Origin of the sequence: Psychrobacter submarinus, from assembly GCF_904846685.1 — a bacterium.
Taxonomy (GTDB): Bacteria; Pseudomonadota; Gammaproteobacteria; order Pseudomonadales; family Moraxellaceae; genus Psychrobacter; species Psychrobacter submarinus.
In genome coordinates, this window is the sequence record NZ_CAJHBQ010000002.1 from 330,989 (window position 1) to 354,758 (window position 23,770).

Below are 23,770 nucleotides of genomic sequence, written 5' to 3' on the forward strand. Positions count from 1 at the left end.
TAGTGTTAAGTCAAGCGATCTTATACCAGTCAATTTTACGGGTCATGATCATTACGCAGGCAAGTAGTATAAAGCAGAATACCGCACCTAACAGTAAATTTAGATCTTCAGTGGTGAGAATGCCATAAAAGGCGGCGTAGAGACCGGCTAAGATAGCGGTAAAGATAACCGCTTGCCTGACGCCGCCGAGCACATAATAAGTGTACCAACCGATCAGCCCAACGCAGCTACTACCTGCAATAGCATAAGCTTGCCAAAAAGCGATTTGCTCAGCTAATGGCAGTAATAACACATAAAACGTCAATAGCGCGCAGCCTACTAACAAATACTGAATCGGATGGATGCGACTCGATTTAATCACTTCAAATAAAAAGAAAGTGCCAAATGAGATCAAAATTAATAGTAGAGCGTATTTCATGGTACGTTCTGTTTGCAAATAAACATCGTTAGGTTCTGCGAAACTGACCCCAAAGCTATTAAGACGCACGCTATTTAGGTTGCCGTGATTGGTGCTACCTATGCTACCGGCAGCTTCTTGTCCGACGACTGCTGCCGCCTCATAATCAGCATGATTGCCACTGTCTAAGCGCGCTCTGCTATCAACGGTGCAGCTATTGTTTGCCGTGCTCAAGCACTGCGATAAATACTGATTATTAGCCACAGTCAGGTACTGGTTCTGCCAGTTAGCAGTAAATCCCTCAGCACTAAAGTCTTTAGTATTCGGCAAAGCTTTACCTATAAAGTTTGGTGCATGCCAGTTGCTTTGCATACTCAGCTTAAAGTTTGAGCCGGTAGGGACTGTGTTTAAGTTACTAATACCGGCAAGCGGTAAATCAATAGTAATATCAACAAGGAACCATTTATGGATTGGGCGAGTATTTTTATTTATGATACCACGTGGGCATTTGTCCTAGAGATATTGGTACGTGTGACTGTGATGTTTGTACTGATTATTATGTTCTTGCGCTTTACGGGTAAGCGCGGCGTCCGTCAGTTATCTATATTTGAGCTGACTATCATTTTGTCATTAGGCTCTATCGCTGGCGACCCGATGTTTACTGAGGATTTACCGATCATCCAAGCGGTGCTGATTATGAGTACCGTCATCTTGCTGTATCGCTTGTGTACGTGGGCGATGATGAAGTTTCAGCCGTTTGAAAATTTGCTAGAAGGAAGATCGCTGTATATCGTAGAAGATGGGATGCTGGTGCTCGACAAAATCAAAAAAGGCAAGATGTCGCACGATGAGTTTTTTGCTGAGATGCGTCAGCAGGGCGTGGAGCATCTAGGGCAAGTGCGTACCGGCCTGCTAGAAACCGATGGCAATTTTAGCGTCTTATTATACCCACCTGAGCAAACAGGCTACGGTATGCCGCTTTTTCCTAAGCAGTATCAGCCAGTGGAGCAGGTAGAGTCAGGCGTGCATTATGCTTGCATGTACTGCGGTTATATCGAGCATATCACAACCCCTAATCAAATATGCTCGCGCTGTCAGAATAACTGCAAAAACTGGGCAAAAGCGCTCAATAGCCAGATTGTCAGATAAGCCATACCAGTCATTGTTTTTATTAAAATAGCCTAAGCAAAATTTTACACACAATAAAAATTGTTTAACCACTCTGCTACCTGCATAACACGAGTCTGTCTACCACCACCAATACGTCTAAATGACTTGTGATGAATACTAAGCTGATCTGCAAAGTAGCGGCTAATCTCATCACGCTCATGCGGCGCATCACGCAAATCATCAGCGACCCAAGGCGTGTCTACTTCTGTTAATAGTATTAAATCGTAATGATGAGCTAAGGCGGCTTGCGTCAGCTCTGTCGGGCAGTCGCCATAATACCAATTGGCATAAACCATCAGCTCAAAGAGACTAGTATCACAAAATAAATAGCCTTTGTTGGTATGGTTGGTTTGCGCGACTTGCTGAGCGAGTTTATTTTCAAGCTTGATTTGACCTTGGGCTATAGGAAGTAAGTCCTGCCAAGTGCAAGTGGCTTGCTGTTGGTTCCATTTGTCTTGCAAGTAGTCACGCATATATTCAGGCACCCACGCACTAGTCCCTTGACGACTAAAATGCTCAGCCAAATCCTGACACAAGGTTGTCTTACCGGTACTCTCTGCACCTAAGATAGCAACAGTAAAGACTGAATCAGGCGTATGCTGTCTTAACTGTGGATTGACTGCGATAGCGTTGTTGCCATTCATAATAAGCCCAAATTGCAATGAGTGTGAAAATCACGTATTGAAACGCGGTAAAAGTAAAGCCTTTATAAAAGTACAAAGGCACGGAGATAGCGTCAGCGACGATCCACAGTAGCCAGTGCTCGATTTTTCGCCGCGCCATCAGCCACATTGCCATCAAAAACAGCGCTGTGGTGAGCATATCGGTATAATCTACCCAAGTGAATAGATGAAGGCCTAATACGACGCCATCGAAGCTGAAGTTATTATTAATAACAGGCCGAAAATAATACACTAGCGCCATAAAGGCGATAGTTGCTACTGCTAAAAGCGCTAATATCGGCAGATCCTGTTTATTAATATGCTCAACTTGTACCTCAGATTGTATCTCGGAGCCAGACTGAATGTCTTTTTTGGCACGGTTCTGAAGTTGTGCTTTATTTTTTGTCCAGTTAAACCAGCCATACAAGCTCATGACAGTATAATAGGCATTGATAAACATATCGCCAAACAACTGCCACTGCCATAGCAAATAAACAAAGATCGCCGTACTGATCAGACCGATAGGGAAGACTAAGACATTGAGTCGACTCGCCAGCAGCACACTTGCAACCCCGCAGCTGACGGCGATGAGCTCTAGACTGATAAATAAGGTGGAGTAGTCCGCATATTGACCAAAAAACCAATTAAAAATCTCTACCATCAGGGTTTCCAGTAGTATAGTCGAGTTGAGTCAGTATCAAGGGGGAGGTTCAGTTGCTCTATTATATAGTCGAACCACTATTAAAGTGTTACAGCGTTAGACTCGTTTAGCCTACTACTGTAGTACTTGCACTCGTCTGCCTTGTACCACTTTTAATATTGATTGACTATAGCTCAGCTGAAGACAAGAGTCGGGCAAAACCTAAGGTTACATCGCAGTTAATAGTTATTTGTAACAAACTATTAGCAAAATTATAATAATCAGGCATAATAACAATAACCGTTTTAGTTTACAGTTATTCACTGAAATAAGAGTTATGCAATAGCCACTTCTTATTTTACCCATTTTACGCTTATCAAAGACACCTAGTAGTAGACAAGGAAGCTTATCATGACGACTTGTATCACCGGCACTGGCCTGTATATCCCTCCCTATAGCATTAGTAATGAAGAGCTAGTTGAGTCCTTTAACCAGTATGTAGAGAACTACAACGAGCAACATGCTGACGAGATTGCTAATGACACTATCACGGCCCTTGAGCCTTCATCGGCTGCATTCATCGAAAAAGTCTCAGGCATCAAATCCCGTTATGTGATGGAAAAATATGGCATCCTTAACCCTGAGATCATGGCGCCCGTTATCCCTTATCGTAAGCTTGGCGAAGAGCTATCGGTTATGGCAGAGATGGGCGTGGCGGCATTGAATGATGCCCTAGCGGACGCTGGACTTGAGGCGAATGATCTAGACGGTATTATTCTAGCCTGTTCGAACTTTCAGCGCACTTATCCTGCCGTCGCCATCGAGATCCAAGAGGCAATCGGCATGGTAGGCGGTTTCGCTTATGACATGAACGTCGCTTGTAGCGCTGCTACTTTTGGTCTGTCACAAGCGCACGGCTCAATTATCTCAGGACTGGCTAAGCGCGTCGCCGTCGTCAACGTCGAGATTACCTCAGCGCATCTGAACTGGCGTAACCGTGATAGCCACTTTATCTTTGGTGATGTGGCAACCGCTAGTATTGTTGAGGAGTTGGACACTCCTAAAGGCTATGAGATTCTAAATTCTAAGCTATTTACCCAGTTCTCAACCAACATCAAAAACGAATACGGCTTTATGGATCGCTCCGAGTACTTGGCCGCTGAGACTGAGATGTATCCAGATCTTAAAGCACCGGTTACTGACAAGCTGTTTTTGCAAAATGGCCGTAAAGTCTTCCGTGAAGTTTGTCCGAAAGTGTCGGAGATTATCACCGAACATCTAACAGAAAACGAGCTATCAGCGGATGATGTGAAGATGATGTGGCTCCACCAAGCCAATGCCAATATGCTTGATTTAATCTTGCGTACTGTCGTTGGGCGTGATGCGGACAAAGCCATCGTGCCAAGTGTTATCGACGAATTTGCTAATACCAGCTCGGCAAGCCCGATGATTGTTTTCCACCGCTATAAAGATCAGCTACAATCGGGCGATTTGGGCGTCATCTGCTCGTTTGGCGCTGGTTACTCAATCGGTTCGGTACTGGTGCGTAAAGTGTAAAACGTAATTAAGCTTAGTAAGCCTACTCAGTTTAGTACTTATATTCTTAAAAATAGCTAAGAGCACTCTTAGCTATTTTTTTTGGTTTTAGCTTTAAACAAGAAGATTACTGAGTGTTTTTAATATAAGGGTAAAAATTTGCTATAATTGCTCTCTTATTTTACTTAGCTAATAAAAAGATTTTTTATGAAAGAATCCTTACGCCTGCGTTTAGACCAAATGGTAGACCGTTATGAAGAGGTCACCGCTTTATTATCTGACCCTGATGTCATCAGCGATAATAATAAATTCCGTGAGCTGTCGGTTGAGCATAGCGACTTGATGGAAATTACGACTTTGTGGCTCAATTATGGCCGCGCCGAAACGGATCAAGCTGATGCGCAAATGATGCTTGAGGATGCATCAGACCCTGAAATGAAAGAGATGATGCAAGATGAGATTGATAGTGCTCGCGCCGCCATCGCCAAGATGGAAGAAGATCTCAACGTCATGATGCTACCAAAAGACCCTAATGACAAAGTGCCCGCGTTCCTAGAGATTCGCGCTGGTACTGGCGGTGATGAAGCGGCTATATTCTCAGGCGATCTGTTTCGCATGTACCAAAAATATGCGCAAAATCAAGGCTGGACTGTCGAAGTGCTGTCTGCTAATGAAGGTGAGCATGGCGGCTATAAAGAAATCATTAGCCGCATATCAGGCAATAGTGTCTATGGTCGTCTAAAGTTTGAATCAGGCGCGCACCGTGTACAGCGAGTACCTGAGACCGAAAGCCAAGGCCGAGTGCATACCTCAGCGTGTACGGTAGCAGTGATGCCAGAGGTTGAGATTGATGACAGTGTCGATCTTAATCCAGCGGATATTAAGATGGATACGTTCCGAGCTAGCGGCGCCGGTGGTCAGCACGTTAACACTACTGATTCAGCAGTACGCTTAACTCATATTCCTACTGGGGTAGTCGCCGAGTGTCAGCAAGAGCGAAGCCAACATAAAAACCGCGCTAAAGCGATGCAAATGCTGATCTCACGTATTCAGCAAGCCAAAGTACAAGCACAGGTCGATACGGCAGATGAGATGCGCCGCGACCTTGTTGGTAGTGGCGATCGTAGTGAGCGCATTCGTACTTATAACTTCCCGCAAGGGCGCATGACCGATCACCGTATTAACTTGACCCTTTATAAGCTAGACTCCATCATGGAAGGTGATTTAGATGAGCTTTTAGATGCGCTATTACGTGAGCATCAGGCTGATCTGATGGCGAGTATTGGCGGTGAGTAGTACCATCCTATTGTCTATAAGCTAAGTGATAAGCGCAGGCTAGGTTTTATCCTAGTGTTTTTCAACCAGTGCTTTTTAACCTAACCGTTTTAATCTAGTGTCATAGTGTTAGAAGTGTCCAACAAGAACAAAACCCATCAAATTTGAGAATGTTATGTCAAAAAATAACCAAAACCAACAAGAACAAGCGCCTACTGCTGAGGAAGCTAACGAACTTATCGCGCAACTGCAAGCTAAGCTTGATGATATTAGCGCTTCTGGTAAGACCCCTTATCCCAACCAGTTTAAGCGCACTGACTATGCACAAGATTTGCAAACGGCCTTTGAAGGCATTGATAAGCAAGAAATAGAAGAAAAAGCGGCGAATGGAGAGAAGACGCAAGTGAATGTTGCAGGACGCGTCATGCTCAACCGTGGCTCGTTTATTGTTATTCAAGATATGACAGGCCGCATTCAGCTTTATGTCGCTCGTAAAGAGCTAGATGAAGAGACGCGCGCCCGCATAAAATCACTAGATCTAGGTGATATCGTTGGAGTATCAGGCTATATCGGCCGCTCAGGTAAAGGCGATCTTTATGTACATATCGAAGAGTTTACTCTACTTACCAAAGCGCTACGTCCAATGCCGAATAAATTCCACGGTCTCGCTGATATCGAAGCGCGGTACCGTAATCGTCATTTAGACTTGATGACCAATGAGTCGACGCGCGATACTTTTATGATTCGCAGTCAAGTGATTAGCGGCATCCGCCAGTTTATGCTGAATGAGCGTTTTATGGAAGTTGAGACGCCAATGATGCATCCGATACCAGGCGGCGCAGTAGCCCGTCCGTTTGAGACTCATCATAACGCTTTAGATATGCCACTATATCTACGTATCGCTCCAGAGTTATATCTCAAGCGCCTAGTCGTTGGCGGTTTTGAAAAAGTCTTTGAGATTAACCGCAGTTTTCGTAATGAAGGCGTATCGACTCGCCATAATCCTGAATTCACCATGATTGAATTTTATCAAGCCTATGCTGATTATCATGACCTAATGGATTTGACCGAGCGTTTATTCCATAAGTTAGCGATTGATATTTTGGGCACTACTGAGCTGACTTATCAAGACGAAGCTATTAGTCTCAAAGCACCGTTTGCGCGCTTATCGATGTCCGATGCGATTGCTCAATATGCCGAAGGCTTTGATATGGCTCGTATCGATGATCGTGACTATCTGGCTGACTATGTCGAAAATACGTTAAAACAACCGGTAAATGATGTCTTTGGTGTTGGTAAACTTAAAACTATCGTCTTTGAAGAAACTGCTGAGCATCAATTGCGTCAGCCGACTTTTATTACTGAATATCCAGCAGAGACCTCACCGCTGGCACGCCGTAATGATGACAACCCTGAGATTACTGACCGCTTTGAGCTGTTTATCGGTGGCCGAGAGTTGGCGAACGGTTTTAGCGAGCTGAACGATCCTGCTGATCAGGCGGAACGTTTCCGTGGTCAAGTCGCTGAAAAAGACGCGGGCGATGATGAGGCGATGCATTTTGATGAAGAGTATATAGAAGCTTTATCCTATGGTTTACCGCCAACGGCAGGCGAGGGTATTGGTATCGATCGTTTAGTGATGCTATTTACCGACTCAGCTAGCATTCGCGATGTAATATTGTTCCCGCATATGCGCCGCAAAATCGAAGACTAGTCTGAGATAAAGCCCGTGAAGTTAGGTGCGTAACGCGTTGCTTATTAGACATTAATCTACTATAAAGTTTAATTAACGATATAATAATCGTTATTTTCTAAAATTTAGTTTCTAAAAGTTAGTTTCTAAGAAGTGCTTGTGATTAGTCATTTAGGAATGTGTTCGATACTACCTTATGCTCCTTAGTTACAAGCAGCAGTCACAAGCAGCGATTTTAAGGATGTTATTTATAGGGATATCATTTATAGGAATATTATGGAAAATTCGCATAGCGCTTCATCTTGGCAAACCCTGATTCTTCAAAGCTTTTTATCTTTATATCAAATCAGTGCTAAAAACACGACTAGTAGAGACTATTTTCAAGGCTATGACTTTGTTTTTGAATTCTCCGAAGCGGTGCTTTATGTATTGGTGAATGAAGTCACCGCTGAGGTCAGTCAGTACGATATAGACGCCTCGCAGGTAAGAGTTTGGAGAAAGGATGTCGTTAATCAGCTGATGAAGCGCCATGCGCAGGTCTACTCAAGCAACCATAGTCTGACTGATAGGCAAAGTCCTGCTAATGCAGACAAAGCCGTATACTTTATCGGTTTAACGTCCTTGACGATTAAGCATTCAAATAATCAAAGCCGCGCCCAAGCCAATAGCTCGTTACATGATGTGCAGTACGAGTACGGTAGTCAGTTCTTTGCAGAAGATTGTGTATTAGATCTGGATGATGAAAAAAGTATTTTACAGATATTTAGTCTGCAAAACTTTAGTAAAATATTAAAGCAACTACAAACTCCTGCTGATGTTACGGCGTTTTTACAGTTTCATCGAAGTCATCTGACAGCGATGCAATCTTTTGATGATGAGTCGACATTGTTAGAAGGGTTTTTACAATCATCAGACTTTTATAAAAAAGCGCTACAAGTACAAAAGCAGCTAGTAGATAACAACCTATTAGAGCAGGTAGAGCCACGCTTACTAGAGATAATGCACGCTTCGACACCCGCATCTATTGAGAAAGTATCAGCCGATATCATTAAAAAGTCGGACATGTGGTGTAAGCTTTTTAATAGCCTTGTGCAGCGCTACTATGAAGCAGGAGCACCTCTGCCCAAAGCACAAGTTGAATTACTAGTCGATGAGTCTCTCTATACTTGTGCCAGTTTAGTCGAGCGGATATTAGACTATAAGTATAAGGATGCGCAATCGCGTTGGAATGGTTATATCGATCATCAGCCTTCTTACAACCGCTCTGGCTGTCACTATATGCTGGTGTTTTACGCACAATACGAAAGTAGCCCGCTTAGCGCAGATAAGGTTCGTAGCAACTACCAAGATTTATTAGCAGAGCTCAACGCTCATCTACAAGAGCCCATAATGGAAGATTTATTCTTGATTGGAGTCGAGCACAGAGACTCTAGGGATAGCGTAAACACTGAAGTTATGATTGATATTTTCTATCAAAGTGGCTGTGTTATCAATGCAGAAATGCAGCGCTTATATGAGCAATTAGCTGAGCTCAAATCACAGTCTTGATAGCTGTCACTGACTCAATCATTGACTTGCTCTAGGTAAACACTATAAACAATGACTCATCGGTACTTTCGAACGCTCTATAGTTTTTTGCTAAAAAACAGATATTCTTTCAAATAGGAAGGACTAAAACAGGCATTAGGCGTAGAGGATACTAGAAAGATGCATTACTAGAAAAATAGTATCGATACCGAAGCTCATCCCTTTGTAATAAACCTCTGTACCCCTTATTTAGCACTGCTATATTGGCAACTATTATGACGCAACAGTATCAAGTTTTAGCACGAAAATACCGCCCTAAAAACTTCCATGAGCTTGTAGGGCAAACCCACGTCTCGCAGGCCTTGATTAATGCGATTGACTATAACCGTCTGCATCATGCTTATTTGTTTACTGGTACTCGCGGTGTCGGTAAAACTACAATCGCGCGCATTTTATCAAAATGCTTAAACTGTGATACCGGTATTACTAGCACACCTTGCGGAGTATGCGACAACTGTGTGGCCATCGATCAGGGCCGCTTTATTGATCTAATCGAGATCGATGCCGCCTCTCGTACCAAGGTCGAGGATACCCGTGAGCTATTAGATAATGTGCCTTATGCACCAAGCCAGGGACGCTACAAGGTTTATCTTATTGATGAAGTGCATATGCTATCGACGCACAGCTTCAACGCACTATTAAAGACCTTAGAAGAGCCACCTGAGCATGTCAAGTTTTTACTTGCGACCACTGACCCGCAAAAGCTGCCAGTCACTATCATCTCACGCTGCTTACAGTTTGTGCTTCGACCCTTGCCGCAGACTTTGCTTTGTGAGCATTTGGCTAAGGTACTCACTCAAGAGCAAGTGGCGTTCACCCAGCCGGCGCTTTGGCAGTTGGCAAGCGCGGCAAAGGGCTCAGTGCGTGATGCTATGTCGTTGACCGATCAAGCGATTGCTTTTGGGCAAGGCGCGCTTGATGATGAGACGGTCAACGCTATGCTTGGCTTGATTGATGCTGCAGACTTAGTGCGCTTAATAACAGATATCTATCATCATGACAAGTCGGCAGTAGCTGCACACATTGAGCAGATGCGCGCGCAAATGGTTGACGCTACTAGTATGTTCGATGGATTGGCTGAGCTGCTACATCAATTGGCGTTGACTCAGCTGTTGCCTGAGGTGGCTCTAAACGTTAATGAGACGCAAGCGCAAACGATCAATGAGTTAGCGCAGCGTATTAGCCCTGATGTATTACAGCTGTATTATGAGATTGTGGTGCAAGCTCGTGAAGGTATTAAGCTTGCGAGCACTCCTATGCAAGCGCTTGAGATGTGTATTTTGCGCCTGCTGGCGTTTCGTCCGCTGCCGACTGATGAAGTAGTGATACCTAGTAATAATGATGATGAGACTGCGACGGCTTCAATGCCCTCAGTAGATCATATTGTCACCTCAAATCAGAACTTAACGTCCTATGAGATCGAGCATAAGAGCGCTCTTCATCCAAGCGATGATGAGCAAGACGTCAAAAACACTAACACTGAGAGTCAGTCTGACTATGAGCCAACGTCAGAGCAAAAACAATATATAGATGACGACCCTGTTGACGTTGCTCAGCCACTAATCGCAACCTCTAGTGAACCTGAACCTGAACCTGAACCTGAACCTGAACCTGAACCTGAACCTGAACCTGAACCTGAACCTGAACCTGAACCTGAACCTGAACCTGAACCTGAACCTGAACCTGAACCTGAACCTGAACCTGAACCTGAACCTGAACCTGAACCTGAACCTGAAATTCAATCAACACACGATCAGGAACAAGAGCTCGATAACGCAGCGGTTGAGATTAGTGATTCGTCAGTAACTGCTGCTGAAAAAGAGAGTCAGGCTGCTGCCCAGCTACAGCCTAGCGCTAATCTTGAAGCTACTGAAGGCTTACAACAAACCAGCTCGCAAAATATTCAACATTCCTCTCATTTAGCAGTCGATGATCCTAGAGCATTATTGCGCTGTGCACCGCAAGAATTAGTCGGCGAGTGGACGCCTGAGAAGTGGGACTACTGGTTACAGACGGCGCGCGAAGAGGATATTCTAGCCTCAGATGAGCTCGCTTTAGCTCGTCAAGGTATGATGACGGGTCTGTGTGATGGTCCATCTGCTTTTGTGACTAGTATTGATAGTAAGCATTTGCAAGCTACTTTTCAGCAGCTGGCGGCGACGTTGAAACAACAGTTTACGCAAGCAGATATCAGTTTAGAGATAGACGATAGTGCCCAGAAAACTGCAGACAAGACGCCTGAAAGTCGCCAGAAGTTACGACTGGAGCAAGCAGCAAAAAGCGCACAAGAGCTACTATTAGCGTCGCCAGTGATGCGCTATTTGACTGAGCGCGGCGAGGGCAAAATGGGTAAGGTGAAGCTCACCTAAGTTTGAAGATACACTGATATGATACTCATCAAGAGACAAGCTCAATAAATAAAGATAACTTAGTCAATGTGCTAAATGCTATTTTATCGATATATAGCATATTATCAAAATATGCGACTCATTAAGTGTACGCTTTAGATATATTAAAGATAGGTAAAGTTTTTTTAATTAGTTATAATGGTTAAGTTATATTAAAAATTAAAAAAGAGTTTAGGTGACAATATGTTAGATAATTTGCGCGGTATGGCTGTGTTCGCGAGTGTGGTCGAGCACGGCTCTTTTAGTGGTTCAGCTCGGGAGCTTGGGATTACCACTAGTGCCGTCAGCCAACAGATACGTTCTTTGGAAAATGAGCTGGGCGTAGTGCTACTACATCGATCTACTCGTAAGCTGAGCTTAACGGAGGCGGGCGAGAGCTTTTACGAGTCAGCAAAAGATGTCGTGAGTGCCGCTGAGCAAGGCCGTATCAAGGTCAATCAATTACGCGATGAGCTGGCTGGTAGCTTGCGTATTGCGACCACGCCTGAGCTTGGCGTGCACCATATATTGCCGGCGTTATCGACTTGGATGGCAGCTCACGATGATTTGAGTATTACCTATCTAGCAGATAACCGCTATGTGGATATGATTGATGAGCGCATCGATATCGCTGTGCGTATGAGCCCAAGTATCGATAACTCTGCGCTGAGTAGTCACCCTTTATCAGATGTGCGTCAGCTACTAGTGGCCTCACCGCAATACTTGCGTCAGCACAAAAAAATAGAGAGCCCAAAAGATTTAGCCGATCATCAGCTCATCTGTATCGATATTATGCAAGATGCAAGCTATGTTGAGCTATCAAAAACGGAAACCAGTAAAAAAACGCGTATCAAAATGGACTCGCGTATTCATACCAATAACGTTTTTATGGCACTAACTTTGGCAAAAGAGGGTCATGGTATCATCAGAATTATGGAGATGGATGTTAAGCGTGAGCTTGAAAACGGTACCTTAGTAGAAGTATTAACTGGCTATCAATTACCAAGTTTTGTACTGTATGCGGTGACCTTGAATCGCGAACAGCAGCCTGCCAAAATTACTCGCTGCTTAGAGGTATTAAAAAAGTACTTTCATGCGAGTTAATAGGCTTTGAATGGCTTATCATTTTGACTATGCCATCTCGATTAATTAGGGCGTGTTGAACATTCACAAGAAGGCACTGCTGATAGCTGCTAGTTAATCAAAGCTGTGTTCTAGTCTAAGGGAAAATTGCAGGTAATGCTCATTGCATTGGCTAACTGATTTTATTTAAACAGTCACAACGACTAGGGCGATTTTAGCATCAGCCCTCACTCTAACAACAGGGACAGGACTCTTTTTTGCCGCTTTATTGATAAAAACTGACGTATAGAATGACTATACTTACCATTTTTATCTGCAAATCGCCTAAAAAATAGTCTCTGTCAGTGCCATGGTCGAATGTTCAACACGCCCTAGTACGCTTATAGAGTTAAAAAGCCTTTAGAGCTATGTCATCTAAAGGCTTTTTTTTAATTCTGTTTTTTGAGGTTTCAATAAAAGCTTAGCGTTAAAGTCGCGGTTTTAATAAATTATGCAGACGCTCAACCACTTGCGTGCTTTCATAACGGCTGATGTTGAGTGGCGGCAGTAAACGAATGACATGACCGCCAGTGACGTTGATGATAAGCTGCTGCTCATCGCGAGCAAGATTAACCAGTTGACTACAATCCGTATCTTCTGGCAAAACGATACCGATCATCGTGCCGGCGCCGCGCGTGGTAACACCGTATTGCTGCAACTCACTAGCTAAGCTGTCGCGAATAAACTGACCTTCAAACACAGCGTTGTCCATTACGCCGCTATCAGATAACACCTCGTACACGCTATGGACGACGCGGCTTGCTAGCGGAGTGCCGCCGTAAGTAGAGCCATGGCTGCCTGCACCGAATAAGTCTTTAGCTCGGCCACGTACCAAGCAAGCACCTACCGGAAAACCATTGCCTAAGCCTTTCGCTGTGGTTAATACGTCAGGACGCGCTTTACTGTGCTGATAAGCAAAATATTTGCCAGTACGGCCATTACCTGTTTGTACTTCGTCGAGCATAAAGAGCCAATCGTGAGCGTCACATACCGCTTGCAGCTCTTCTAGATAAGTAAAGCCGTTAGCCGCAGTATTAAGGCCGCCTTCACCTTGAATGGGCTCTACCAAGATAGCGCAAATCTCGTCATTGTCGCTAGCGGCTTGTCTGATAGCTTCGATATCACCAAACGGCAACCGGATGAAGTCCTCATCTAAAGTAAAGAAGCCTTCACGTGCCTTTGGATTAGCTGTGGCAGACAAAGATAGTAAGGTACGACCATGAAAGGAGTGTTCCATGACGATAACTTTAGGGCGTTTAAAGCCTTTATTATGTGCATAAAGTCGTGCCATTTTCAGCGCCGCTTCATTAGCCTCAGCGCCACTATTAGCAAAGAACACGCTATCCATCTGCGCCGCTGTACATAGCGCTTCACCCGCGCGCTCTTGCCAATCGATACCGAATAGGTTACTGGTATGCATCAAAGTGGCGGCTTGCTGCTGAATGGCTTCGGTGACTTTTGGGTGACAATGGCCTAAACCACAAACGGCAATACCGGTCAGCGCATCTAAATAAGGGGTATCGTCCTTTGTATAAAGCCAACTACCTGAGCCGCGCATAAAGCTTATCGGTTGACGATTATAGGTAGGCATCAGATAAGTCGCTGACATACGGACATCCTTAAAATATAAATGTGAGAGGGTAGGTTCTGGGGTGATTTGTTATAATAATGGGCTCAATTGTTAGGTGCTACCATACTGACCACAAAACGTTAGCGTTATAATTCATCAGAAAATGGAGTGGACTCAGCGGGTAAAGTGTATTCTTCACTGGCCCAAGCGCCTAAGTCAATGAGCTTACAGCGCTCACTACAAAAAGGCTTGGATTTATTATCTTGCCAAGCTGTGAGGGTGCCGCAGCGCGGGCAAGGATAGCTTTTTGGTGGGGTAGTGTCAGTCGTGTCAGTCATAAGCACAGGGCAACTTTTTAGATTTTAATAAATAGCAGCCGTTATAATAGCATGTGCTTTATAAAAGACAACGCAGACTAAGGCGCAAATGCCAAAAATAGAGACAAAAAAACCTAAAGAGAAATCAAGAAAGAAATAACATAATACAGCGAACTCAAATAGCCTAAGCAAAAAATAAATTAAAAAATATACATCACGCACAAAGAGAAAATAATGACTAACGAAAAACATTTATCACATAAACAAAGCAGACCCTTCCAGCCTACAAAATTATCAAAACCGCGTAACTTTGTTATACCTGAGATACTAACCAACAAGCAAAAGAGTAGCCCACCTATCGTTATCGAAATCGGGGCAGGGAAGGGTATGCACGCGCTAAGCTTTGCTAAGCAAAACCCTGATAAACATTTGATTGCCATTGAACGTACGCGTAATAAGTTTGAGGCTTTCTCTAAAATAGCTAAGACGCAGCAGTTAGCAAACCTTACTCCTGTCCACGCCGACGCAATCGCTTGGATAGTGCAAGCAATAGCCCCTAACAGTATCAGTCAAATATACTTACTCTATCCCAATCCTGAGCAGCATAACCCTAATCAGCAGTGGTTAAATATGCCGTTCTTTGAGTTCTTACTATCACGCTTGCAAACCGGTGGCAAGATCGTGTTAGCAACTAATATAGAGCAGTACATGGCCAATGCACAAGAGCAGGCCGGCACGCTGTGGTGTCTACCCAACACAAGAGCAGAGGTTCCGGCAAACAGTCAGCGTACGCATTTTGAGATCAAATATCTAGCTCGTAAAGAGACGTGTTGGCAGTTGACTATGGTTAAACCTAAAGGTTATCAAACTAGGTTCGATACTTGGCAAGTGAGCTAACTTTATTAGCACAAAGGGGGCGAAAAAAGCAGAGATAGCGTCAATGGAGAGGCTGTCACACATAGATTGTAGATATAAAATAGCCTAAGCAAATAAAAATGAATTAAAAAAGACCGCCACTAAAGGACAGTCAAAAAATCTGGCTTATTTTTATACTATAAAAATGGCTTAACCAGTTTATCAGAATCAGTATGAGCATCCAAAACCGTTAAAAAAGTATAAGCACCAATAAACTTACGGCTAATAAACATAAACTCTTTGGGTGGCAAATTAAACTCAAAAGACTGCATAGCAGTAGTAGCGGCGGCAGAGATGCGCGAGTGTAGCTTACTGTTGGACCAAATATAGCGCTGATTATCATCTAAGACTTTAGTAGGGATGTCTGGATTACTTGCCGTATCGCTAAAGGGCTCGGTAGCTAATAAAAATATATTAGCAATATCAGAGCTGACTTTTTGGCTCATGGTATCAAAGAACTCATAGCCTGTCATAGCGTTCATCATCGCTTGGTGATCATGATAATAACCCGCCTTTAATAAGCCATGAGCAATCGTTAATAGCTCATAATCGAACTGGCGAATGGCTCCAAAGTCGAGCAGTACCAACTTATCAGGCTCATCCATGCTATCGCTAATGCGTACTAGATAATTGCCAAAGTTGGGGTCGGTTTGCATCTCGCCCCATACAAATATCTCTTGCATCATAATCTCGATAGCTGCTTGGCCTATAGCATTACGCCGCTCAGCAGATAACTCTTTTAGTCGTGCAGAAGTCACTGGAACGCCGGATTCATAAGACATACATAATAAGCGCTGACTTGAGAAGTCGCGGTATATCTTAGGCACAGCATAACGCGGGTCATCTTGTAGCCGCCCATAAAAACGCTCAGTGGTCGCCGCTTCGATATTATAATCAACCTCAACGTGCAGTAGATCTCGAATCTCTTCAAACCAAGTATCTAAAGCACGAGTTTGCGGTACGGCATTACTCACTTTTAGCAAGCGTTTGAATAGCGCTAAGTCTGAGTCGATAGCATCGGCAACGCCTGGATACTGAATCTTTAATACCACCTCTTCGCCAGTCGCTTTTATGGTAGCGCGATGTACTTGGGCGAGGGAAGCGGTACCAATAGGCACTTGATCGATATCAAGCTCATTGAACTTTTCGCCTAAAGTACGGCGTAACGTCTGCTCAATTCCTGGCCATGCTAAGGTTGCCGTATCGTCGTTTAAGGTTTGTAGCGCGCGAGTAATCTCAGGAGGTAGAATATGCTCACCATACAAGGCTAGCATCTGTCCGATCTTGACTACTGAACCCTTAAGCTTACCAAGCTCTTCTGCCACATAGTTAGCTTGTGCCTCCATAAACACTTGGTTGCGCGCCGAGCGAGCTTCTTTACCCAAAAACATGCCAGACACACTATTACCTGCCCAGCGGCGACCAATATTCAAAGAAGTCTTAGCAATAGACATCCGACGCTCAAACCCAGAGGTTTTTAGGTTATCAATTGACTGCTTATTATTAGTAGGTTTATACACATCATTTGCCATAAATATAATCATTCACTAGGTTAATAATGATTTGTGGGTGCGCCGCTATGAATGCAAGTCAAAAACCTTACGAGTGCACAAAATTGTATCACAGCAGCACAACCTTGCCGACAATAAGGGTGTGGCCACTTCCCAGCAAGCATTTATTGTTTATTTTGAGCTAGCTTTAGTCTTCGCGAGCAATCGCTTGATAACCAATATCACGGCGATAATGTGCACCCTCAAAGCTAATAGCGCCTGCAACGCTTAATGCTGCTTGTTGTGCATTTAAGATGCTATCAGCGAGCGCAGTCACACAAACAACACGACCGCCATTCGTGACAATTTCTTTATCGCTATCGTTTTGAGCATTGGCACTTTGAGTATTGATATTGATATCTAAATTTTCTACTTCTTTAGTAAAATCAGTCCCCGCATGAAATACTTTTACAGACTGCTGATCGTCAAGCTCAGGTAGGCCTGATATTACATCGCCTTTGGATGACGTTTCTGGATAGCCTTTTGAGGCGATAACGATACCTAGAGCAGGGCGCTCATCCCAATTCGCCTCTTTTGGTAGCTGACCTGCTAGCCCTGCTGTCACTAAATCTACTATTGATGATTGCAAGCGCATCAGGATAGGCTGCGTCTCTGGATCGCCAAAACGGCAGTTGAATTCAATGACGTAAGGGTCGCCTGCATCATCAATCATTAAACCTGCATATAAAAAACCAGTATAAGGGTGGCCAGCGGCATTCATCGCATCAACGACCGGCTGAATGACCTGCGTTATAACTTTGTTATGGACCTCATCGGTGACGACCGGTGCAGGAGAGTAAGCGCCCATACCACCAGTGTTCGGGCCGGTATCACCTTCAAAGGCACGTTTATGATCTTGGCTAGTGGCCATCGGCAAAATGTTGTCGCCATCAATCATACAAATAAAGCTGGCTTCTTCGCCTTGCAAAAATTGCTCAATAACCACGCGGCTACCGGCATCGCCAAACTTATTATCAGCTAGCATATCATCAATAGCTACATGGGCCTGCTCAGTAGTCTCAGCGACGATAACGCCTTTACCTGCGGCAAGGCCATCGGCTTTGATAACGATAGGCGCGCCTTGTTCGTCGACATAAGCTTTGGCACTGGCTGCATCCGTGAAGCCTTGGTAAGCTGCCGTCGGAATATTGTTGTTTTGCATAAACTCTTTGGCAAAGGTCTTTGAGCCCTCTAGCTGCGCGCAATAAGCAGTCGGCCCCCAAGCTTGCACGCCTGCCTTGCGGCAAGCATCGATTATACCAGTCACTAAAGGCGCCTCAGGGCCAACGATGACGATATCGATATCATTATATTGACAAAACTCTATAACGGCGCTGTGCTCATTATCAGTGTCTTTATTATCCAAAACGATATTTTGGCATTTAGGCTCCAGCGCCGTGCCTGCATTACCTGGTGCGACATAAACGGTCTCAACATTGTTATCTTTGGCACACTGCCAAGCCAATGCATGCTCACGTCCACCGGCACCTATTACCAAAACCTTCATCATACGTTTCACCTTTATATCGATTTAATCGACTATGTTGTTTATTGAATGCATTTATTGAGTGTTGTTATTGTCAGTTCTTAATGACGATCAAGCATCATGGCTTATGTATAACTCTGCAAGCCCGCCTCATTTACTATGGCGTATTCTAACAAATAATTTGTATGAATTGTTATGAGTATAAAACCCACCGCGCACGCAAAAATAAACTCTGCTGAGCGCTAATAGTAAGTAGTGACTCGCTCATCTTTCGGTCTTGACTTTAAGCTCAGTGGTCTCATTAGCAAAGGTTATTAACGACTGCTTAATGCATGAAATAATGTTGAACGCTACAGCTGAGCGCATAGGTGCGTTACACTTCACTAAATAAGCGCTTTAATAAAGACAGTAACGTCATTACTCATTCTGAGTCGTTAGCCGTATTCAACCATACTGGCTCAAAATACATAAAACCGAAAAACACCGTGATAAACAAAATCTATAATAAGGAAAACGCTATGCCAAACTCTTTGAGTATCAGTAAAGAGGATATTAGCCAAATCAGTGACATTGCCACAAGTTATGTGCAAAAGGATAAGTCACTGGTAGAGCCGTTTATGCAAAGCTACTATCGCACTTTGCATCACGAAATCGCTGATCAGATTGACAATGTCGATCTAGCCGGCATGGCACTACACCACTTTATCTTGTTGAAAGCTTATAAAGGTGACAAACCGCAATTAAAAATACTAAACCCTATTGCCGAAGAGCAGCATTTTCATAGCTCCCATACCATCATTCAGATGGTTGCCTATGATCGCCCCTTTCTGGTGGATACTATCTTGATGAGTCTTGAGGCTCAAGGCATAAACGTACACCGTACCTACAATACGATCATAAGTGTAGAGCGCGATGACGACGGTCATATTACTCAAATCGATAGCGCCACTGAGAGCGCAACCTCGCATCTATCACTGATCCAATGCGAAATTGCTTATCAAGACGATAGCGCATTGGCGGATCTACAACAAATGCTGCTAGAGAAGGTGGATACACTAGATACGGTAGTTGGCGACTGGCAGCAAATGCATGAGCGCCTAACGCAGATAAAAAACGAGCTATCAAAACAGACTTTGCCTGAGGTGTTTTACTCGCAGCAAGAGATTCAAGCCTTTTTGGATTGGATATTAGATGATAATTTTATATTTTTAGGCTACCGAGAGTATCGCTTAGAAAAAGAGGGGATGAATGAGGTTAATAATGAGGATTTGAATCTATACTCTATTGGTAACAGCGGCCTTGGCTTATTACGCGGCAGTAGTGAAGATAGCTTGTCGGAGAGTTTTAGCCAATTGCCAACAGAGCTCAAAAAGCTGCTAACAGGCCCGCGGGTACTAATGCTATCAAAATCAAGCCACGTCTCACCTGTTCATCGTCCGGTCTATATGGATTTTTTGGGTATTCATAAGTTCGATAGTCAAGGCAAACTCATTGGTGAGTATCGCTTCATCGGCCTATTGACCTCACAAGCGTATCAACTAACAGTCAGCAACATTCCACTACTGCGCGAAAAAGCCAATAAAATCATGGCAATGACCTCCATTCCTAAAGACGGTCACGCCTATCATAAGATGACTCATATCATCAACACCTTACCGCGCGACGACTTGTTTCAAGCCAGCGTCGAAGAGCTGTATCCGATGGTGACAGGCATCTCACAACTGCAAGATAAAAAGAGCCTACGTCTATTTAGCCGCGTCGATCACTATCAGCGCTTTGTCTCTTGCCTAGTCTATATTCCAAGAGACAAGTTCAATACTGAGCTACGGATTAAAGTACAAAATGTGCTAAAAGAAGCTTATGGTGGCACCTCATCTGGGTTTACCACTGAGTTTAATGAATCCGATCATGCCCGCGTTCATGTGCATGTTCGCACAATCCCAGGACAAGTCAATGAGGTTAATACTAGCGATTTAGAGGCAGAGCTCACCGGATTGATGCAGTCATGGAGCGATCATTATCAAAAAATGCTACTCGATAACGTCGGTGAGCAACAAGCCAATGCGCTCATGCGCCAATTTCTAGCGTTTATACCAGCTGCTTATCAAGAGCGTTTTGATGCGCGTACCGCGGTTGAGGACACCAAACGCTTGCAGCGTCTGATCAGCATGACAGATGATGAGCCAATGATTTGGCATTTATATCAGTCTACTGGCGATGCCAGCAATCAGCTGCATCTAAAACTTTATGGCCATCAGCAGCCTGTTATTTTATCAAAGGTATTACCCGTACTAGAGAATTTTGGTGTATCGGTAGTCTCCGCTCAAACTTATGAGTTTGATCTGCCTGAGCAGCCAATCTGGATGCAAGAGTATGAGCTGACGCTCGAGCATGTCGATACCGTCGATATGCGCGTAGTCCGCGATCAGTTTGAAGATAGCCTGCAGCAAATATGGACGGGGAGAGTGGAGAGCGATCCCTTTAATGAGCTCGTGCTCATTACCGAGTTAGATACCTATGATGTCGTTGTTTTACGGGCGCTTTCAAGTTACATGCGTCAGGCGAAAGCGCCATTCTCGAGCAGCTATATTCAGCAGACCGTCCTCAAATATAACGCTATCAGTGTCGCTTTAGTCAAGCTCTTTGATGCGCGTATGAATCCTAGGCACAGTGAGGACAGCCGCAAGGAAAAAACCGCGCAAATTCAGCAAAACATCCTTGAAGACTTGGCTGCAGTTGATAGCTTGGATGAAGATCGCATCCTGCGTTGGTACTTAGACTTAATCAACGCTATGGTTCGAACGAACTTTTATCAGGTCGATAGCGAGGGCGGACGCAAAGATAGAGTGTCGTTCAAGTTTTTCGCGGCAGATATCCCTAATCTGCCGAAGCCGAAGCCGATGTATGAGATATTCGTCTATTCACCAAGAGTCGAGGCGGTACATCTACGCGGCGGTAAAGTTGCCCGCGGCGGTCTACGTTGGTCGGATCGCATGGAGGATTTTCGTACTGAAGTGCTTGGACTGGTCAAAGCCCAAATGGTCAAAAACGCAGTTATCGTACCAGTAGGCTCGAAAGGCGGCTTTATCGTTAAGACCAAAACAATGGCCGATGGCCGCGAAGCTTTTCAAGCTGAGGGTATCGCTTGCTACCAGACCTTTTTGCGCGGGATGTTAGACGTCACTGATAACATCGTTGATGGGCAAATTGTCCCGCCAGCCAACACCGTGCGTCATGATGACGATGATCCGTATTTAGTAGTGGCGGCTGATAAAGGTACCGCCAGCTTCTCTGATATCGCCAACGCGCTATCTAGCGAATATAACTTTTGGCTTGATGATGCTTTTGCTTCAGGCGGCTCAGTCGGTTACGATCACAAGGCAATGGGCATTACGGCACGCGGCGGCTGGGAGTCGGTCAAACGCCACTTCCGTATGCTAGGTCAAGACATCCAAAACCGCGACGACTTTACGGTAGTTGGTATCGGTGATATGAGTGGTGACGTCTTCGGTAACGGTATGCTGCAATCAAAACATACTAAGCTTGTCGCCGCCTTTAACCACTTGCATATCTTTGTCGATCCAAGCCCTGATCCCCAAAGCTCTTATGCCGAGCGAGAGCGTTTATTTAATACGCCGCGCTCGACTTGGGATGACTACGACAAGTCGCTCATAAGTGCCGGCGGCGGGGTGTTTGCGCGTACCGATAAAACCATCGCCATCACCCCTGAGATGAAAGCGATATTCGCTATTGAAGACGATAGCTTAGCGCCTAATGACTTTATCAGTGCCTTACTACGAGCACCAGTCGATCTCATTTGGAACGGCGGTATCGGCACTTATGTCAAAAGCGTTAATGAGAGTCATGCCGATGTCGGCGACCGCGCTAATGATGCCGTGCGAGTCGATGGCGGAGAGCTGCGCGCTGCAGTAGTCGGTGAAGGCGGTAACTTAGGCTTCACTCAGCAAGGACGTATCGAATACGCGCAGACCGGTGGGCGCATCTATACTGACGCTATCGACAACTCAGGCGGCGTCAACTGCTCGGATCATGAAGTGAATATCAAAATCTTGCTCGGTAAAGTGGTTGAGCAAGGCGATATGACCTTAAAGCAGCGCAACGAGCTGTTAGAGTCGATGACTGATACCGTAGCGCAGTTGGTATTGCGTCAAAACTATCTTCAGCCACAAGCGCTTGAGCTCAGTCAAATACGCGCCGCTGATAATCTGAGCGATCACCAACGCTTCATTCAGCTGTTAGAGTCTGAAGGTCGCCTTGATAGAGCGATTGAATATCTACCCTCTGATGAAGAGATTGCCAAACGGCAAAAAGCCAATACCGGTCTGACCAATCCCGAACTAGCAGTGGTTATGGCTTATGGCAAAATGTGGGTCTATGATCATCTGCTATTATCGGACTTGCCTGATGCGCCATATTTCGTCAATGAGCTGCGTAAGTATTTCCCTGATGAGCTGGTCGGACGTTTCTTCGATGAGATGACAGAGCATCGTCTAAACCGCGAGATTATCAGTACTTATCTGACCAACAGCGTGGTCAATCGCCTGGGTATCGAGGCACTGTTCCGTCTCTTCGAAGAAACAGGGCAGACGCTCGCCACTATCATTCGTGCTTATGCGATTACTCGTGAAGTGTTCGAGGTAAAAACAGTATGGCAACTGCTTGAATCGCTTGATAATAAAGTCGATGCCAAGCTGTTATTAAAGCTTGAGCTGCGCTTACGTGATGCCTTAGAGGGCGGCGTAGTGTGGTTTATCAATGCCTTTGAACAAGATCTGCAAGTGGCTGATATGATCGAGCGTTTTGGCAATAGCGTCGCACAGCTTACCAAATCAAACGGCTTTATTGAGCAGCAGTTTGCTCAGTATCTACAAGACGATACGGAAAGCCTCACCGCTGATGGCCTTGAGGACAATGATGCGGCGTTATTTGCTATCTTGCCTTATCATGTTGATGCCTTAGATACTGCCTTACTCGCTGAAAAATATGAGCGTTCAGTAGAAGATATCGCATCCTTGTACTTTGAAGCTTATCAAGTGCTACAGTTCGATTGGATGATGGATCATATCGCCACTTTGCCGCAGCAAGACTACTGGGATCGCCGTGCCCGCCACGCGCTCGTCAATGAGCTGACGCGTAGTTTGCGTCTGCTTATGAATGCACTACTGTCAGAGCCTGATGCCAAAGGTGCTTTTGACGAGTGGATGTCACGTCATGAGAATGCACTGAGCGCTGTCACAACTGAGATGCAAAAGCTAGATAACAATGATAGCGTTATTAGTCTGTCCACGCTGTCAGTGCTGATGAGCGAGCTGAGCAGTCTAGTCAGTAAATAAACAATCAAATCATCAATGGTATAGAAAAAAGCCACCGCTTATGAGCGGTGGCTTTTTAATAAATAGTGTTTGGTTATTTAACGATAACTACAACCAGATGCTTATAAAG

The 23,770-nt window shown here is 44.6% G+C and carries 16 protein-coding genes; 9 read left to right on the forward strand and 7 right to left on the reverse strand.

Annotation, left to right across the window (positions count from 1 at the left end):
• Positions 1–10: 10 nt before the first annotated feature.
• Positions 11–892, reverse strand: a complete 882-nt coding sequence (locus tag JMY03_RS07655; protein ID WP_201603257.1) for an inner membrane CreD family protein — start codon at positions 890–892, stop codon at positions 11–13.
• Here JMY03_RS07655 and JMY03_RS07660 point away from each other — a divergent pair.
• Positions 863–1,546, forward strand: coding sequence for a DUF421 domain-containing protein (locus JMY03_RS07660; RefSeq protein ID WP_025644268.1), 684 nt, complete (start codon positions 863–865; stop codon positions 1,544–1,546). The genes JMY03_RS07655 and JMY03_RS07660 overlap by 30 nt on opposite strands.
• Before the next feature lie 44 nt (positions 1,547–1,590).
• On the opposite strand, the gene JMY03_RS07665 is transcribed toward JMY03_RS07660, so the two are convergent.
• Together JMY03_RS07665 and pnuC are read right to left on the reverse strand one after the other, a co-directional pair.
• Positions 1,591–2,211 carry an AAA family ATPase gene (locus JMY03_RS07665; RefSeq protein ID WP_201602664.1) on the reverse strand — a complete coding sequence of 207 codons (621 nt, stop codon included), beginning with the start codon at positions 2,209–2,211 and terminating at the stop codon, positions 1,591–1,593.
• Positions 2,156–2,890, reverse strand: coding sequence for a nicotinamide riboside transporter PnuC (gene pnuC, locus JMY03_RS07670; protein ID WP_201602667.1), 735 nt, complete (start codon positions 2,888–2,890; stop codon positions 2,156–2,158). The genes JMY03_RS07665 and pnuC overlap by 56 nt, the downstream gene beginning before the upstream one ends.
• Positions 2,891–3,280: 390 nt before the next feature.
• Here pnuC and JMY03_RS07675 point away from each other — a divergent pair, with 390 nt between their 5' ends.
• The 6 genes from JMY03_RS07675 to JMY03_RS07700 all read left to right on the forward strand — a co-directional run bounded on the left by JMY03_RS07675 (position 3,281) and on the right by JMY03_RS07700 (position 12,451).
• A complete protein-coding gene (locus JMY03_RS07675; RefSeq protein WP_201602670.1) occupies positions 3,281–4,426 on the forward strand; it encodes a beta-ketoacyl-ACP synthase III in 1,146 nt (381 codons plus the stop codon).
• A 186-nt stretch (positions 4,427–4,612) separates the two neighbouring features.
• Positions 4,613–5,701 (forward strand): peptide chain release factor 1, encoded by a 1,089-nt coding sequence (gene prfA, locus JMY03_RS07680; RefSeq protein ID WP_025644276.1) that lies wholly within the window; start codon positions 4,613–4,615, stop codon positions 5,699–5,701.
• Between the two features lie 154 nt (positions 5,702–5,855).
• Positions 5,856–7,394: a lysine--tRNA ligase gene (gene lysS / locus JMY03_RS07685; protein WP_025644278.1), complete on the forward strand. Its 1,539-nt coding sequence runs from the start codon at positions 5,856–5,858 to the stop codon at positions 7,392–7,394.
• Positions 7,395–7,649: 255 nt separating this feature from the next.
• A complete protein-coding gene (locus JMY03_RS07690) occupies positions 7,650–8,921 on the forward strand; it encodes a hypothetical protein (RefSeq protein WP_201602672.1) in 1,272 nt (423 codons plus the stop codon).
• 254 nt (positions 8,922–9,175) lie between these two features.
• Positions 9,176–11,329: a DNA polymerase III subunit gamma/tau gene (gene dnaX / locus JMY03_RS07695; protein WP_201602674.1), complete on the forward strand. Its 2,154-nt coding sequence runs from the start codon at positions 9,176–9,178 to the stop codon at positions 11,327–11,329.
• Between the two features lie 222 nt (positions 11,330–11,551).
• The gene (locus JMY03_RS07700) at positions 11,552–12,451 is read left to right on the forward strand and encodes a LysR family transcriptional regulator (protein ID WP_201602676.1); all 900 of its coding nucleotides are present in this window, start codon (positions 11,552–11,554) and stop codon (positions 12,449–12,451) included.
• A 445-nt stretch (positions 12,452–12,896) separates the two neighbouring features.
• Here JMY03_RS07700 and JMY03_RS07705 read toward each other — a convergent pair whose 3' ends face one another.
• Positions 12,897–14,078 carry an aspartate aminotransferase family protein gene (locus JMY03_RS07705; protein WP_201602678.1) on the reverse strand — a complete coding sequence of 394 codons (1,182 nt, stop codon included), beginning with the start codon at positions 14,076–14,078 and terminating at the stop codon, positions 12,897–12,899.
• A 107-nt stretch (positions 14,079–14,185) separates the two neighbouring features.
• A complete protein-coding gene (locus tag JMY03_RS07710) occupies positions 14,186–14,377 on the reverse strand; it encodes a DNA gyrase inhibitor YacG (protein ID WP_025644288.1) in 192 nt (63 codons plus the stop codon).
• Positions 14,378–14,590: 213 nt separating this feature from the next.
• Between JMY03_RS07710 and JMY03_RS07715 the strand changes: the two genes are divergently transcribed.
• Positions 14,591–15,253: a DUF938 domain-containing protein gene (locus tag JMY03_RS07715; protein WP_201602680.1), complete on the forward strand. Its 663-nt coding sequence runs from the start codon at positions 14,591–14,593 to the stop codon at positions 15,251–15,253.
• A 155-nt stretch (positions 15,254–15,408) separates the two neighbouring features.
• Here JMY03_RS07715 and JMY03_RS07720 read toward each other — a convergent pair whose 3' ends face one another.
• Both JMY03_RS07720 and purD read right to left on the reverse strand, forming a co-directional pair.
• Complete coding sequence (locus JMY03_RS07720; RefSeq protein ID WP_201602682.1) at positions 15,409–16,803, reverse strand: ABC1 kinase family protein; 1,395 nt, start codon at positions 16,801–16,803, stop codon at positions 15,409–15,411.
• A gap of 166 nt (positions 16,804–16,969) precedes the next feature.
• Positions 16,970–18,328, reverse strand: coding sequence for a phosphoribosylamine--glycine ligase (gene purD, locus JMY03_RS07725; protein WP_201603260.1), 1,359 nt, complete (start codon positions 18,326–18,328; stop codon positions 16,970–16,972).
• Between the two features lie 497 nt (positions 18,329–18,825).
• Between purD and JMY03_RS07730 the strand changes: the two genes are divergently transcribed.
• Positions 18,826–23,661 (forward strand): NAD-glutamate dehydrogenase, encoded by a 4,836-nt coding sequence (locus tag JMY03_RS07730; protein WP_201602683.1) that lies wholly within the window; start codon positions 18,826–18,828, stop codon positions 23,659–23,661.
• The last annotated feature ends 109 nt before the right edge of the window (positions 23,662–23,770 follow it).